This is a genomic window from Ectobacillus sp. JY-23, assembly GCF_023022965.1.
Taxonomy (GTDB): domain Bacteria; phylum Bacillota; class Bacilli; order Bacillales; family Bacillaceae_G; genus Ectobacillus.
On sequence record NZ_CP095462.1, the window covers coordinates 2,861,289 to 2,875,795 of the forward strand.

Annotated in this window: 10 protein-coding genes; 5 read left to right on the forward strand and 5 right to left on the reverse strand. The window is 42.5% G+C overall.

Going from position 1 to position 14,507, the window contains the following annotated elements; translation table 11 throughout:
• Positions 1–93: 93 nt before the first annotated feature.
• Positions 94–411 (reverse strand): ArsR/SmtB family transcription factor, encoded by a 318-nt coding sequence (locus MUG87_RS14625; protein ID WP_247083109.1) that lies wholly within the window; start codon positions 409–411, stop codon positions 94–96.
• Positions 412–662: 251 nt separating this feature from the next.
• Here MUG87_RS14625 and ilvA point away from each other — a divergent pair, with 251 nt between their 5' ends.
• From ilvA to MUG87_RS14645, 4 genes are all read left to right on the forward strand, one after another.
• Entirely contained in the window at positions 663–1,832 is a 1,170-nt protein-coding gene (ilvA, locus tag MUG87_RS14630; protein ID WP_247087702.1) for a threonine ammonia-lyase, read from the forward strand.
• A 387-nt stretch (positions 1,833–2,219) separates the two neighbouring features.
• Positions 2,220–3,077, forward strand: a complete 858-nt coding sequence (locus MUG87_RS14635) for a DUF6671 family protein (protein WP_247083111.1) — start codon at positions 2,220–2,222, stop codon at positions 3,075–3,077.
• Positions 3,078–3,115: 38 nt separating this feature from the next.
• Positions 3,116–3,406, forward strand: a complete 291-nt coding sequence (locus MUG87_RS14640) for a DUF6407 family protein (protein ID WP_124565053.1) — start codon at positions 3,116–3,118, stop codon at positions 3,404–3,406.
• 42 nt (positions 3,407–3,448) lie between these two features.
• Positions 3,449–4,909, forward strand: a complete 1,461-nt coding sequence (locus tag MUG87_RS14645) for an NADP-dependent isocitrate dehydrogenase (protein ID WP_247083112.1) — start codon at positions 3,449–3,451, stop codon at positions 4,907–4,909.
• Positions 4,910–4,985: 76 nt separating this feature from the next.
• On the opposite strand, the gene MUG87_RS14650 is transcribed toward MUG87_RS14645, so the two are convergent.
• Entirely contained in the window at positions 4,986–6,368 is a 1,383-nt protein-coding gene (locus MUG87_RS14650; RefSeq protein ID WP_247083113.1) for an L-cystine transporter, read from the reverse strand.
• A gap of 154 nt (positions 6,369–6,522) precedes the next feature.
• Positions 6,523–8,706, reverse strand: coding sequence for a catalase/peroxidase HPI (katG, locus tag MUG87_RS14655; RefSeq protein WP_247083114.1), 2,184 nt, complete (start codon positions 8,704–8,706; stop codon positions 6,523–6,525).
• Positions 8,707–9,252: 546 nt separating this feature from the next.
• Here katG and MUG87_RS14660 point away from each other — a divergent pair.
• Positions 9,253–12,150, forward strand: a complete 2,898-nt coding sequence (locus MUG87_RS14660; RefSeq protein ID WP_247083115.1) for a DEAD/DEAH box helicase — start codon at positions 9,253–9,255, stop codon at positions 12,148–12,150.
• A gap of 19 nt (positions 12,151–12,169) precedes the next feature.
• On the opposite strand, the gene MUG87_RS14665 is transcribed toward MUG87_RS14660, so the two are convergent.
• Together MUG87_RS14665 and MUG87_RS14670 are read right to left on the reverse strand one after the other, a co-directional pair.
• Positions 12,170–12,565: a (deoxy)nucleoside triphosphate pyrophosphohydrolase gene (locus MUG87_RS14665; protein ID WP_247083116.1), complete on the reverse strand. Its 396-nt coding sequence runs from the start codon at positions 12,563–12,565 to the stop codon at positions 12,170–12,172.
• A 229-nt stretch (positions 12,566–12,794) separates the two neighbouring features.
• Positions 12,795–14,420: an amidohydrolase gene (locus MUG87_RS14670; protein WP_247083117.1), complete on the reverse strand. Its 1,626-nt coding sequence runs from the start codon at positions 14,418–14,420 to the stop codon at positions 12,795–12,797.
• Between the last annotated feature and the right edge of the window lie 87 nt (positions 14,421–14,507).

Here is a 14,507-nt window from a genome sequence, read left to right on the forward strand (position 1 = left end):
GTGTTCGATAAAAATCGAACTATGTTGAATACTAACATGCTTTTTTTCATTTGACAATAAAAAAGAAAAAGCTCTAGATAAACTAGAACTTTTTCAATAAGATTCAGGATCCGTAGCAAGAACCATTTCCATTAATCCTGGAAACTTTTTGTTCAAATCCTCCGTTCTGATAGAGTAAAAATGTTGAGAACCTTCCACACGTACCTTGATGATACCAGATTCTCTTAATGTTTTTATATGGTGAGAAACAGTAGATTTTGCAATGTTAAATTCATAAGAATAATACGTACACACTTCTTCACCTTTGGTTGCTATACTCCTTACAATCCTTAATCTATTTGGATCACTTAAAGCGTGAAGAACTTTAGATAACTGTAAATTTTCAATTGGTGGATGGTTGGGTATTCTCATACGCTATATTATATCGTTTAATGTCTTGAAAGTAAAATGTAGCTTCTGCTGACAATATAGCTTATAGTGCATGCGTCATAACGAACAACTACGTATTATCCCAGCAAAATAGGGGAATTTAACTGTAATTCATAACAAATGCTTCTCATCGTGGAAAGTACGCTAAAAACAGCTTGTTAGGATAGGAGGATTCCTGTTTGAAATTAGAAGATATCTTAGCCGCAAGAGATAAATTAAAAAGTGTTGTCCATATGACGCCGCTCGATTATTCAAGGACGTTTAGTAATCTTTCAAAGAATGAAGTGTATTTAAAGCTGGAGAATCTGCAAAAAACAGGTTCTTTTAAAGTGAGAGGCTCTTATAATAAGTTGGCCTCTCTAGCTAGAGAAGAGCTGGAAAAAGGAGTAGTGGCAGCTTCTGCTGGGAATCATGCGCAGGGTGTTGCGTATTCGAGTCAAATGCTTGGCATACCTTGTACGATTGTGATGCCTAAGGGGGCGCCGCTGAGTAAGGTGCTTGCGACGAGGGAGTATGGTGCTAAGGTTATATTGGAAGGAGAGGTTTTTGATGAGGCTCTTGCCTATGCCTTGGCCTACTGCGATCAAATTGGAGGCACGTTTATTCATGCATTTGATGATGAGGAAGTCATTGTGGGGCAAGGGACGGTTGGCGTTGAAATTATGGAGCAGCTGCCGGATGTGGATGCGATTATTTGTCCTGTCGGCGGCGGCGGTCTGATTGCGGGCGTGGCTATGGCTGCGAAGCAAATGAACCCGCATGTGGCTGTGTACGGTGTGCAAACTCTTGCTTGTCCTAGCATGAAAACCTCCTTATTAGCGAAAAAACCCGTGATGGTGGAAGCAACTCCAACGATGGCAGATGGGATAGCTGTAAAAAAGCCCGGAAACAAAACGTTTGAGGTGATCAAAGACTATGTGGATGACATCGTGTGTGTCGATGAGATGGAGATTGCGCGAACGATGCTTTTGGTGCTAGAACGAAATAAGCTGTTAGTCGAAGGCTCAGGTGCGAGCTCGCTAGCTGCGCTTATTTACGCCAAATTACCTGTAGCAGGTAAAAAAGTAACGGCTGTTTTAAGCGGTGGAAATGTGGATGTTAACTTTATCGCAAGAATCATCGAACGTGGCTTGGTGGAATCGGGACGGTATGCGCATTTTTCGATCCCATTAAAAGATAAGCCGGGCGAGCTTGAAAAGGTGTTGCATTCGATTACTGGTTTACATGCGAATGTGCAGGATATCAGCCTTGAGCATATCGGCAAGCATATTTATCCTGGATTTTCTCAGCTTGAAATTTCTGTTGAAACAAAGGACCAGGAGCATATCGAGCGGTTACATAACGATTTAAAAAGCAAGGGATATCATGTACAAATTGATGGTACTCTTTTTGAAAATATGTGAGAAAATTATCTTCTTTTGTTTCCCTTTTCATATGTGCACATCCCGCTGAAATACGAATAAATAATATAGTAAAATACCCTTTATTGTATAGTTTATTGACACTATTGGGAATAGAAGATATAATTTTGAAAAAAGATTTGAGAGATATTACGTTATATATCTTGATGCTTTAGCATGTTGTTAAATAGGATTTGACAGCATGAAAAAGCAAGCAGTCTTTATACCGATGTAAGCGTTTATACGCGTACGGTATTTTAGGGAGATCTTTAAAAGACGTCAGGCTCGTTAAAGATAAACCGACAATTCAGGAAAGCAGTGGTGTTCCATCACTGTTCCTAAATTGTCGGTTTTTTTATTTCAAGATTTCAAATCGGAGGGGGAGCTGTGATGAACAAAAAAGAAATCATTCACACCTTTTTTAATCGCAGAATTGGTGTTTTAGCTACGATGCATCATAAGGAAAAAGTGATGTCACCCCTGTTAGAAGAACAGCTTGGGATTAAGATAAAAGTACCAATAAATCTAGACACAGATCAGTTTGGCACATTTACCCGCGATATTGAGAGGGTAGGAGATCAGGCAGAGACCGCCAAGCTGAAAGCGAGGTATGCGATAGAGTTGTCAGGTGAGACGCTAGCTATAGCAAGTGAAGGTGTATTTGGCCCCCACCCTGTCATGCCCTGGCTTCCATATAATCGCGAAATGGTGTTCTTACTGGATCAAGAGAATAAGTTTGAACTATTTGGGGAAGCAATTACAACAGATACAAATTATCAGTATCTTCCGATGAAAAGTCGTGAGGAGGCGTATGCATTCTGTGAAGCAGTTGGATTTCCAGAGCATGCGGTCGTTGTAAGAGCCAATCACGAAATCATAAAGGGCATTATAGAAAAAGAACAGTTGGATGAAGTTATGACGTATATGCAAAACAAGTATAGCAATGAAGAAGTTATTATTGAGACCGACATGCGTGCATTATACAATCCAACTAGAATGAAGCATATACAGGCAGCCACTGAGGATTTGATACGGAAGATATACAGCCTTTGCTCAGGATGTTCTTATCCTGGGTTTGAGGTAGTGGAAAGAAGAGAGGGGCTTTTATGTAGGTGCTGTGGGCTCAAAACAAAGCTAATACAAGCAGAGATTTATAGGTGTAAGAAGTGCGGAGAGATTGAGGAAAGACTATATCCAAGCGGTAAGCAATTTGCCGATCCGTCTCAATGCTTTTTTTGTAACCCTTAGCTACAAGCAATGAGAAACTGATGATAAAGGAGTATGTAATGAGTACAAACTTAGAGAATTTTGTAAAACAGACGATTGCTGAAATAGACAATTATGATAAGGAACATCTAAAGTGCATCAGACAAGTAGTAGCAAAAGCCATTGATTTTTATAAGTTTAAGTCTTATGAGCGAATGGAAGAGACCGTACAGGGGCTCGTACCATTTATCTATATATACTCTATGGCGGAGGAAAACCTTTTATCTAAAATCGCGGGATTTGCGGCAGGGAGTGATAGAGATTTTGATATTGAAGAGGTGTATGAGGGGCGTGTCATAAGAGAGTATTAAGTCAGACAGTAGAAACAACTAATCTATGGGGGGAGAATAGTCATGACATATAAACAACCTGTTACAATTGCTAGAGGGGATGGAATTGGACCTGAAATCATGGATGCAACACTGCGAATTTTAGAATGCGCGGGGGCTATGATTCAGCCGGAGTTTATTGATATTGGAGAAAGTGTATATTTGTCAGGTAATACATCGGGCATACCGGAAGAGGCTTGGGAATCACTTAGACGGACAAAGGTGTTTTTAAAAGGACCTATTACAACACCGCAAGGCGGAGGGTATAAAAGCTTAAATGTAACCATTCGAAAAACATTAGGATTGTATGCTAATGTGCGGCCGAATGTTTCCTATGCACCGTTTGTGGAAACAAAGCATCCAAATATGAATCTTGTGATTATCCGTGAAAATGAAGAAGATTTGTATGCGGGAATTGAACACCAGCAAACACCGGAAGTTGTGCAATGTCTTAAATTGATTACCCGTCCGGGAACGGAAAAAATCGTAAGGTATGCGTTTGAGTATGCAAGAAAAAATAATCGAAAAAAAGTAACGTGCTTTACGAAAGACAACATTATGAAATTAACGGATGGTCTGTTTCATAAAGTATTTAAAGAGGTTGCTAAGGATTACCCGGAAATTGCGACAGAGCATTGGATTATTGATATTGGCATGGCGAAAATTGCGGATGCGCCACAAGACTTTGATGTGATTGTTATGCCTAACCTGTATGGAGATATCGCATCTGATGTAGCCGCGCAGCTAACAGGCAGTGTAGGGCTTGCCGGTTCTGCTAACATCGGCGACCAGATTGCGATGTTTGAAGCGATTCATGGCAGTGCGCCAGATATCGCAGGTAAGGGTATCGCCAATCCATCAGGTCTTATTCACGGCGCGATTATGATGCTTGTTCATATTGGTCAGCCTGAGGTGGCTGCTCGTATTCATAACGCATGGTTAAAAACATTAGAAGATGGTATTCATACGGTAGATATCGCGAAGGGCGGCCGTTCCGTTGGGACAATGGAGTTTGCAGAAGCGGTCATTCAAAGATTGGGTCAACAGCCTATTACGTATACACCAATCAAGTATAAGGCTGTAGCATCTAAGGAAGCTACACAATTTCAAAGTGATCCAGCGGTAAAGAATCGTCCGAAACCAGATGTGGTTCGTGAGTTAGTTGGAGTAGATGTGTTTCTGTTTAACAATGAGCTTACTCCTAACGAGATTGGGAAAAAGCTAGAGGAAGTAGCTGGTCCGCATTTCAATTTGGCGTTGATTACAAATCGGGGCGTAAAGGTATATCCGCAAGGCTTTCCAGAAACATTTACAACAGATCACTGGCGTTGCCGATTTGAATGTAACGAGGTGCTAGGAAATAGCAACAAAGAAATTGTGGAGCTGTTAAACCGAATTTATCAAATCGATTTAGACTTTATCAAAATCGAAAACTTATACAAGTTTAATGGCGAGAGAGGCTATTCATTAGGGCAAGGGCAATAGGAGTAGACTAGCATAATAAAGAGGTGGGCATATATCCCACCTCTTTTGCTGTTTAAACAAACGTTTGTTTAGAAGTTTATGCCTCTGCAAGCTCTTTTTGCGCATAAACAGCAGTATCCAATTCACCTGTCGCCTTACTTGTCAGTACCCCTGCGGTCATGCTGCCGCTAACATTTAAGGCGGTACGTCCCATGTCGATTAAGGGCTCCACTGAAATCAGGAGACCGACAATGGCTACCGGAAGATTCATGACGGATAGGACGATGAGAGCCGCGAAGGTGGCACCGCCCCCGACACCCGCAACACCGAAGGAGCTGATTGCGACAACTAGAATCAGTGTAAGAATGAAGGAAAAGCTGGTCGGATCAACGCCTGCTGCCGGTGCGACCATGACTGCTAGCATGGCTGGGTAAATGCCGGCGCAGCCATTTTGGCCGATAGAAAGTCCAAAGGAGGCGGCGAAGTTGGCGATGCCCTCGGACACACCTAGATCCTTCGTTTGCGTTTTAATATTTAATGGCAATGTACCCGCACTTGTGCGTGACGTAAAGGCGAATGTTAAAGTCGGAAATGCTTTTTTGACATATTGCAAAGGATTTAGTTTTGCGAGCATCAATAAAAGCAGATGCACGATGAACATCAGAATCAATGCGACGTATGAAGCAATCACGAACTTCCCTAATTTGGCGATGGCATCATAGTCGCTTGTTGCGGCAACCTTGGTGATGATGGCAAGAATGCCGTATGGCGTTAAACGCAGAATGAGGGTGACGACTCTCATGGTAATCGCGTAAAGTGTATCAATGATTTTTGCGAAAAATGCGCCTTGCTCAGGGTCTCTGCGATTCACACCGAGATAGGCGAGACCAATAATAGCTGCAAATATTAAAACCGCGATAGTAGATGTTGGACGTGCGCCAGTTAAATCTTGAAACGGGTTGCTTGGCAGAAACTCAACAATTTGTTGCGGAAGTGTCATCTCTTGCACTGCCGCAGCTCTTGGCTTTAATAATTCATTTCGAGCTGTTTCGGCAGCACCTTGGTCTAATTCAATGCCGTCAAGGCCAAAGCCTAAAGCAGCGCCAATTCCAATGGCTGCTGAAATAGCGGTTGTGCCAAGTAAAATACCAATCACAAGGACGCTTATTTTGCCAATGTTTTTGGTAAGCTTCAGTTTTGTGAAAGCAACGACAATGGATACGAAAATGAGCGGCATCACAATCATCTGCAGGAGCTTTACATAACCGCTGCCGACGATGTTAAACCAATTGATGGAGTCGCTTGTCACCTCAGATGTTATGCCATAAACTTGATTCAGAATAAGACCGAAAATAAGACCTAACCCTAAAGCGGCAAAAACGCGCTTAGAAAAGGAAACCTGCTTTTGCTGCATTCGATATAAAATAGCAATAAGTCCAAGAAACAGTGCGATATTCAAAACAGTCAGAAAGATATCCATGTTTCTCCCCCTCTCGTAGTGTGTAACAGGATGCTTGGGTGTTTGTTACCTTGTTCAAAGCCATTATATGAGAGGACGGGGGGCTTATTCGTAAAAGTTTAAATAAAACAGCACGCAAGCTTCCGTAAAAACGGCGCTTGCGTGCTGTTTCTTTTTATTTGATATCAAAACGGTCAGCGTCCATTACTTTTACCCATGCGGCGATAAAGTCACGTACAAATTTTTCTTTGTTATCGTCCTGTGCATATACCTCGGCGATTGCACGTAGAACAGAGTTTGAACCGAATATGAGGTCGACTCTCGTTGCTGTTCGTACTACTTCGCCCGTTTTACGATCGCGACCTTCGTATACGCCGCCTTCTATTGGTCTCCATGCTACATTCATGTCAAGGAGGTTTACAAAGAAGTCATTCGTAAGCGTGCCTACACGGTTTGTAAATACACCATGTTTCGTGCCGCCATAGTTGGTGCCAAGGACACGCATGCCGCCGATTAGGACGGTCATTTCTGGTGCGGTAAGGTTTAGTAGCTGCGCTTTATCGACAAGAAGCTCTTCTGCGCTTACGCTGTATTGTTGCTTCTGGTAGTTGCGGAAGCCGTCAGCAATAGGCTCCAGTACTGCAAAGCTTTCCACATCTGTTTGTTCTTGCGATGCATCGCCGCGCCCAGGTGTGAACGGAACCTTCACATCAAAGCCTGCATCACATGCCGCCTTTTCAATTGCCGCGCTGCCGCCCAGTACAATCAAATCAGCGAGGCTAACTTTTTTATCGAGGTGGCTTTGGATTTCTTCCAGTACACCAAGTACCTTTTCAAGCTGCTCCGGCTGATTAACCTCCCAATTCTTCTGTGGTGCGAGACGTATACGGGCGCCGTTTGCACCGCCGCGCATATCCGAGCCGCGGAAGGTGCTAGCACAGGCCCAAGCGGTTGTGACAAGCTCGCTGATGGTAAGTCCGGAGTCTAGAATTAACACTTTGATTTTTTCAATTTCATCTTCTGTTAAGGTGTAGTCAACAGCTGGCACAGGGTCTTGCCAAATGAGCTCCTCCTCTGGCACTTCTGGGCCTAAATAGCGGGAACGAGGACCCATGTCACGGTGCAGCAGCTTGAACCAAGCACGAGCAAATGCATCTGCGAATTCTTCCGGATGTTCATGGAAGCGGCGCGAAATTTTCTCATATGCAGGGTCCATGCGCATCGCCATATCCGCAGTGGTCATGATTGTTGTAACACGAATGGACGGATCTTCTGCATCAGGTGCTAGATGTTCCTTGGCAGGGTTAATTGGAACCCACTGATGTGCGCCGGCAGGGCTCTTTGTAAGCTTCCATTCATATCCAAAAAGCGCGTCAAAATAACCATTATCCCATTGTGTCGGATTTGCCGTCCAAGCACCTTCAATACCGCTTGTGATGGTATCGCGGCCTTTTCCTTTGCCATGTGTGCTCAGCCAGCCTAAGCCTTGCGTTTCAATTGGAGCGGCTTCTGGCTCCGGGCCCACTTGAGCGGCATCGCCCGCACCGTGCGCCTTACCAAAGGTATGTCCGCCAGCAATAAGCGCAACGGTTTCTTCATCGTTCATACCCATACGAGCAAATGTTTCGCGAATGTCATGAGCGCTTGCGAGCGGGTCTGGATTGCCGTTTGGACCTTCTGGGTTTACGTAAATAAGTCCCATTTGCACCGCCGCGAGCGGGTTTTCCAATTCCCGGTCGCCTGTGTACCGGTTATCACCTAGCATTTCTGTTTCCGCACCCCAGTAGATATCTTCCTCTGGCTGCCAAATGTCGGCGCGTCCGCCTCCAAAGCCGAATGTCTTACCGCCCATCGACTCAATCGCAACATTGCCGGTTAGAAGCAGCAAGTCAGCCCAAGAGATTTTGTTGCCATACTTTTGCTTAATCGGCCACAGCAGTCTGCGCGCTTTATCAAGATTGCTGTTGTCAGCCCAGCTATTTAGTGGAGCGAAGCGCTGGTTCCCAGTGCCGCCGCCGCCGCGGCCATCGCCGGTACGATATGTACCAGCCGCGTGCCAAGCCATCCGAATGAAGAACGGGCCGTAATGTCCGTAGTCGGCAGGCCACCAATCCTGGCTAGCTGTCATCAGATTATGAAGATCCTGTTTTAAAGCGTAGTAATCTAGCTGTTTAAATTCCTCAGCATAATCAAAGTCTTCTCCCATTGGATTGGACTTTCTGTCATGCTGATGGAGAATATTCAAGTTCAATTGATTGGGCCACCAGTCGCGGTTTGTCGTACCACTGAAGGTTGGACTCGTAGCGCCGCCGTGGTGAAACGGGCATTTTCCTGCATTACCAGTATCTTTTGTGCGCATATGTTCTCCCCCTTTTATGAAATGAAGCTTCATACAAACTAAAAATTGAGAATCATTCTTATTTTATAATCATACTAAAATAAATTTTAAATTACAATTATTATTATCTAAATATGATTATAAAATTTAAGATGAGTGAATGGCATGCTTTCTTCATTTGTTCTCTAGGCGCACCTGTTTGTCCTCTTTCCATCAAGAAATTGAAACATGTTTTTGTTATGTACATTTTGATGCGTCACGTAGAGAGTTGTACTCTTGCTTGGTCAGGGTTGTCTCATATATACCTATGACTGTTGGATTGTGTTTATCACTATAAGGTAGTGTTAGTAGTCGTGTATACTTTCATTTGGATACAACAGGGATTTTCATAGAATAGTTTTGGTGGGAAAATCTCATTTGACATCGTGTAGTTATTTGTGATGGGGACGAACCTAACATTATTTTCCGCGCTTGTAATGAAAATGACTAGATTACCAATATAAATTGCAATCACCTTCCTACAATATTACAATTAAATCACTAAACTTGGATATAAATGGTGATCGAATGGAGAATCTAGTTAGAAATTTAGAAGTATCATTACATACGGGTTTCATTGATAAACAGCTTGGGAAACAAGGGAAATATAAACCCCAGCTACTTGTAAATGACACGAAAACAAACGAGCATGTGTTGAACACGATGCTGGAGGAATTGGAGAGTTGTAAGTCTTTTCTTTTTTCAGTTGCATTTATCACCGAAAGCGGATTGGCTACGCTGAAGTCTCATTTTCTTGATTTGAAAGCAAAGGGCGTGAAAGGTCGCATTTTAACCTCTACATTTTTAAGCTTTAACAAGCCAAAGGTCTTTAAAGAGTTGTTGAAGATTGAAAATGTAGAAGTGCGTTTGACGGATATAAAAGGATTTCATTCCAAAGGCTATATCTTTCATCATGACACTTACTATTCTTTAATTGTAGGGAGCTCAAATCTTACTGCGCATGCTTTGAAGGTGAACTATGAATGGAACGTCAAGCTGACATCGCATGAAAACGGGGAAATTGTACATCATTTTAAAAATCAGTTTGAAGAGGTGTGGGAAGAAGCCGATGTTTTATCGGAAGCTTGGATTGAGGAGTATGAAAAAATATACGCCCGAAGTAATCCACAAAGAGATTTTAGCGGAGTGATAGAGTCGCTTCCAAAGTACCCGGAAAACCCGATTGAGGAAGCATTAAAGATTAAGCCTAATAACATGCAGCAGGCTGCGCTTTCACAGATTGAAGCGTTGCGGGCTGCTGGTAAGGATAAAGGTTTGATTATATCCGCAACTGGTACAGGAAAGACATATTTAGCGGCATTTGATGTAAGGAGATATGCCCCAAAGAGGATGCTTTTTATTGTGCACCGAGAGCAAATTCTCAAGAAAGCAAAAGCAGATTTTCAGAAGATTTTTGGCGGTCGTGAAGAGGATTTTGGAATTTTATCCGGCTCCAATAAGCAAACGAATGCAAAGTATGTATTTGCGACAATTCAGACCATTACAAGAGATAATTATTTACACACATTTGTTCGTAACGAGTTTGATTATATCTTGATAGATGAGGTACATAGGGCAGGTGCACAAACATATCAAAAAGTAATTGATTATTTCAAGCCGCAATTTTTCATGGGAATGACTGCGACGCCGGAGCGGACCGATGATTTCAATATATATGCATTGTTTGATTATAACATCGCCTATGAAATTCGCCTGCAGGAGGCGCTAGAAGAGGATATGCTCTGTCCGTTTCATTATTTTGGCGTAACGGATATAGAATACAATGGGCAACTCATTGAGGATGCTACCATAACGCAGCACCTTGTGGCAGAAGAGCGCGTGAAGCATATTATTGATAAAATCACGTACTACGGTTTTTCTGGCGAGAAGGTAAAAGGATTAATGTTTTGCAGTCGAAAAGAAGAAGCAAAGGCGCTTTCCGTGCAATTAAATGAAAGAGGCTATCAAACTGTTGCGTTAACTGGAGATGATTCGCAGGAGGAACGAGAGCGCCGTGTGAACGAGCTAGAAAACGGTTTGCTTGATTATATTTTAACGGTGGAAATTTTTAATGAAGGAATTGATATTCCTTGCATCAATCAAGTGGTAATGCTGCGGCAAACGCAGTCGAGCATTATTTTTATCCAGCAGCTCGGCCGCGGTCTGCGCAAGCACGAATCAAAGGAATACGTGACGATTATTGACTTTATCGGCAACTATAAAAACAATTACTTAATTCCTGTTGCGTTGTCTGGGGATAAATCGCAGAATAAGGATAATATTCGTAGACGTATGAAGGATACGAGCTACATCAAAGGGATATCGACAATTAACTTTGAAGAAGTGGCGAAAAAGCAAATCTTTAAATCGATCAACACAAGCAATCTGACTGCGTTAAAGCTCTTAAGAGAGGCATATAAGGAATTGAAAAACAGAATCGGGAGGGTTCCGTTATTATATGATTTTTTAACAAACCATTCTATTGACCCAGTCGTTATTGCGAATGGATATGGCAACTATGTGCAGTTTTTATTAAAAATGAAGGAAGAGATTCCGGGAATAAGTGATTATGAAAACAAGGTGCTGACCATGCTTTCACTTGAAGTATTAAACGGAAAGCGTAGGCATGAAGTTGTGCTGTTGGATATGCTGCTGTATCAAAAGGAAGTAAGCTACGATGCGTTTCTTGAAGCACTTCGAGCACTGAATTGTTGTACAGATGATCAAACGATGATGTCTGTTCAGCGTATATTGGATTTATCATTCTTTACACAGGCTAACAGGATGAAGTACGGCGAACTACCAATTGTACAATTTCATCATGACAATCGTATTTCCTTTAATAAAATACTCGCAAATCTGCTTCAAGCTAATCCATATTTTCGCGATTTGGTTGTTGATATTGTCCGATGCGCGAGGGAGAAAAGCAATTCATACAGCAGCGAACGTCCGTTAACGTTGTATGAGAAGTATACAAGGAAGGACGCCTGTAAGCTATTGAATTGGGAGCATGATGAAAGCTCCACGATGTACGGCTATAAAACAAAGCATCAAACTTGTCCAATTTTTGTTACGTATCATAAAAAAGAGGACATTGAATCCAGTACAAACTATGCGGAAGAATTCGTCAGTCCGGATGTTTTAAAGTGGTCGACAAGAAGCAATCGTACCCTGCAATCCGAAGAGGTTAAAACCATTATACAGGCAAAGGAACGTGGGATTGATCTTCATGTGTTTGTGAAGAAGGATGATGATGAGGGGACCGATTTCTATTATTTAGGAAAAGCGCTTCCTGATAGAGATCATATTGTACAAACTGTCATGCACGATAAAAAAGGAAAAGAAATTCCGGTTGTGCACATGCATTTAATGATGGAACAGCCCGTTGTGTACAAGCTCTATCAGTATATTCAAGCAGAAAAATAGTCCTCTCAAATCGAGAGGACTATCTTTCGTTTATCAGCTGTTCGACAGCCGGGATATCAGCTGGTGCCCATTTCAGAGAAGCCAGGTTTTCTCTCTTCAGCCAGATTAATTTGGAGTGCTCCGCTGGAATTGGCGTACCTTCTATGATTTTGCATTTAATAGAGATAAGATTAATGATAAACGCTTCGTATTCATGCGTATGATCGTTGAACAAGTCGTAGGCTTCTACCTTACAGCCTAACTCTTCCAAAATCTCTCGTTCTAGCGCGGAAAACAAATCTTCGTTTTTTTCCACCTTGCCGCCCGGAAACTCCCACATATTTGGAATCGCCATTTGCGGTGAGCGCAGGGCACATAAGATTTCATTGTGCTCATTTTCAATAATCGCTGCGACGACTTTAATTGATTTTTTCATACAGTCCTCCCACATTCGGTTAGTTATATTCATCATAACATAAACGATGTGTAGAGATAGTAAAAGTAGGGTAATGAAGATTGATAACCATAGATTCACGGATCAGGGAGCCAAATCGGCGAAAGTCAATATAGTAAATAAGTTGTTTGATGCGCTGCGGATTCAGTAGGGGACTAAAAAGAAAAAACCTTGAGCGTTCAAGGTTTTTCTTTGTTGTATACAATAAAGGTCAGCATTTCGTAACAGAATTGTCTCTTTGAAACACCAAGTGTCCACCTAAATATGTTTCTTTAACTCGTACGGTATCAATCTTGTCTATACTCATCTCGAGTATATCCTGATCAAGTATAATAAAGTCGGCATGATAGCCTGTAGCAAGCTGTCCTATATAAGGAATCCGTGTGATTTCTTGTGCTGCCTTTGTGTAAAGCATGATGGCGGTTGGTACATCCACTCTTTGTTCTTGTCCGGTATCCGCACCATTATAGGCCAGGCGTGTGACAGCGGACTTGATGCCGACAAACGGATTTGCGGGATCAGCCCAAGCGGTTGCAGGCGCGTCGGAAGAAAATGCCACTTTTATCCCTGCTTGGAGCATGGATTGAACAGGGTAGGTTTGCTTTGTACGCTCATATCCAAGGTTATTATGATAGCTTTCAATTTCTGCAAACACAAAGATTGGTTGTGTGACAAAGGCAATATTCATTTCTGCAGCACGTTGGATGGCGCGAGGTGTAGGCATTGCCGCATGCTCGATCCGAATAGAAGGCGCATCTGTAAGCCAGCCTTCTTCGCCATAGAAAGTATCAATGATCAAATCAATTGCCTGCTCGCCCATTGCGTGGACAACTAATTGAATCTGGTTCTGCTTAGCTGCTTTTGCGGCAGCCAACAGTTCTTCCTTAGTTGTTGTTTGAATACCGTAATTCTCCTCTTCCCCTAAGAATGGCGGATTGACCCATGCTGTTTTTCCAGATACGCTTCCGTCTGAGAATAATTTGATGCCGCCGATATGAACTTGATGTTCACGCTCGATTTTATGAGGTTCTAGTATAGGCTGTTTTTTTAACTCCTCCCACAGATAATATAAAACAGTACGTTGCTTCAGCCCTTTTTTTATAGCCATTTTATACATTTCCAAGTAATCAATCGGCTCAGTTTTACTCCAAAGATCTGTAATGGCTGTAATTCCGTGTGACAGTAGGGCAGAACTTAATTCGGCAAGTGCCGCAGCATCTTCTTCAAGAGATGTAACGGGCATGATACAGCGAACGAGGTCTGCTGCGCTTTCTCGTAATACGCCGGTTGGCTCACCGTTTGAATCCCTATCAATCTTTCCGCCTTGCGGATCTGGTGTATTCTTCGTAATGCCCGCTAGTGCCAGCGCCTTACTGTTTACAACCGCAATATGGGTGCATGTCCGGGTAATAAAAACCGGGATGTCTGCTGCAGCTTTGTCCAAATCCCAGCGTGTTGGCGCTCTTCCTTCTGACAATTTCCCTTCATCATATCCCCAGCCTTCAATCCATTTATCCGGTTCGTTGGAGCTACACATATGCCGAATTTGTTCAATTAAATCGGCTATTGAAGTAACAAGTGGAGGCGTGCAGGCAATTTGGGTGGATGCATGCGCAAGCCATAAAGGATGTAAATGGGCATCGATAAGACCTGGAAGCACTCTGTGTCCTTTCAAATCAATACAATTGCTTGATAGGTTTTCTAAATCTGCTTGTTCACCGATCCACATTATCTTGCCATCACGCACAATCATGGCACTTGCACAGGGCTGCTTTGGGTTTGAAGTGAAAATTTTCCCATTAATAAAGGTTTGTACAGATTGTTTACAAATCGACATTTGATCATCCTCCCTTTGTATCAGTTTAAAAGAATAGGGAATGAATTAGACCGAATTTTCAGCTGTCTCTCTGATTATTTCATGATT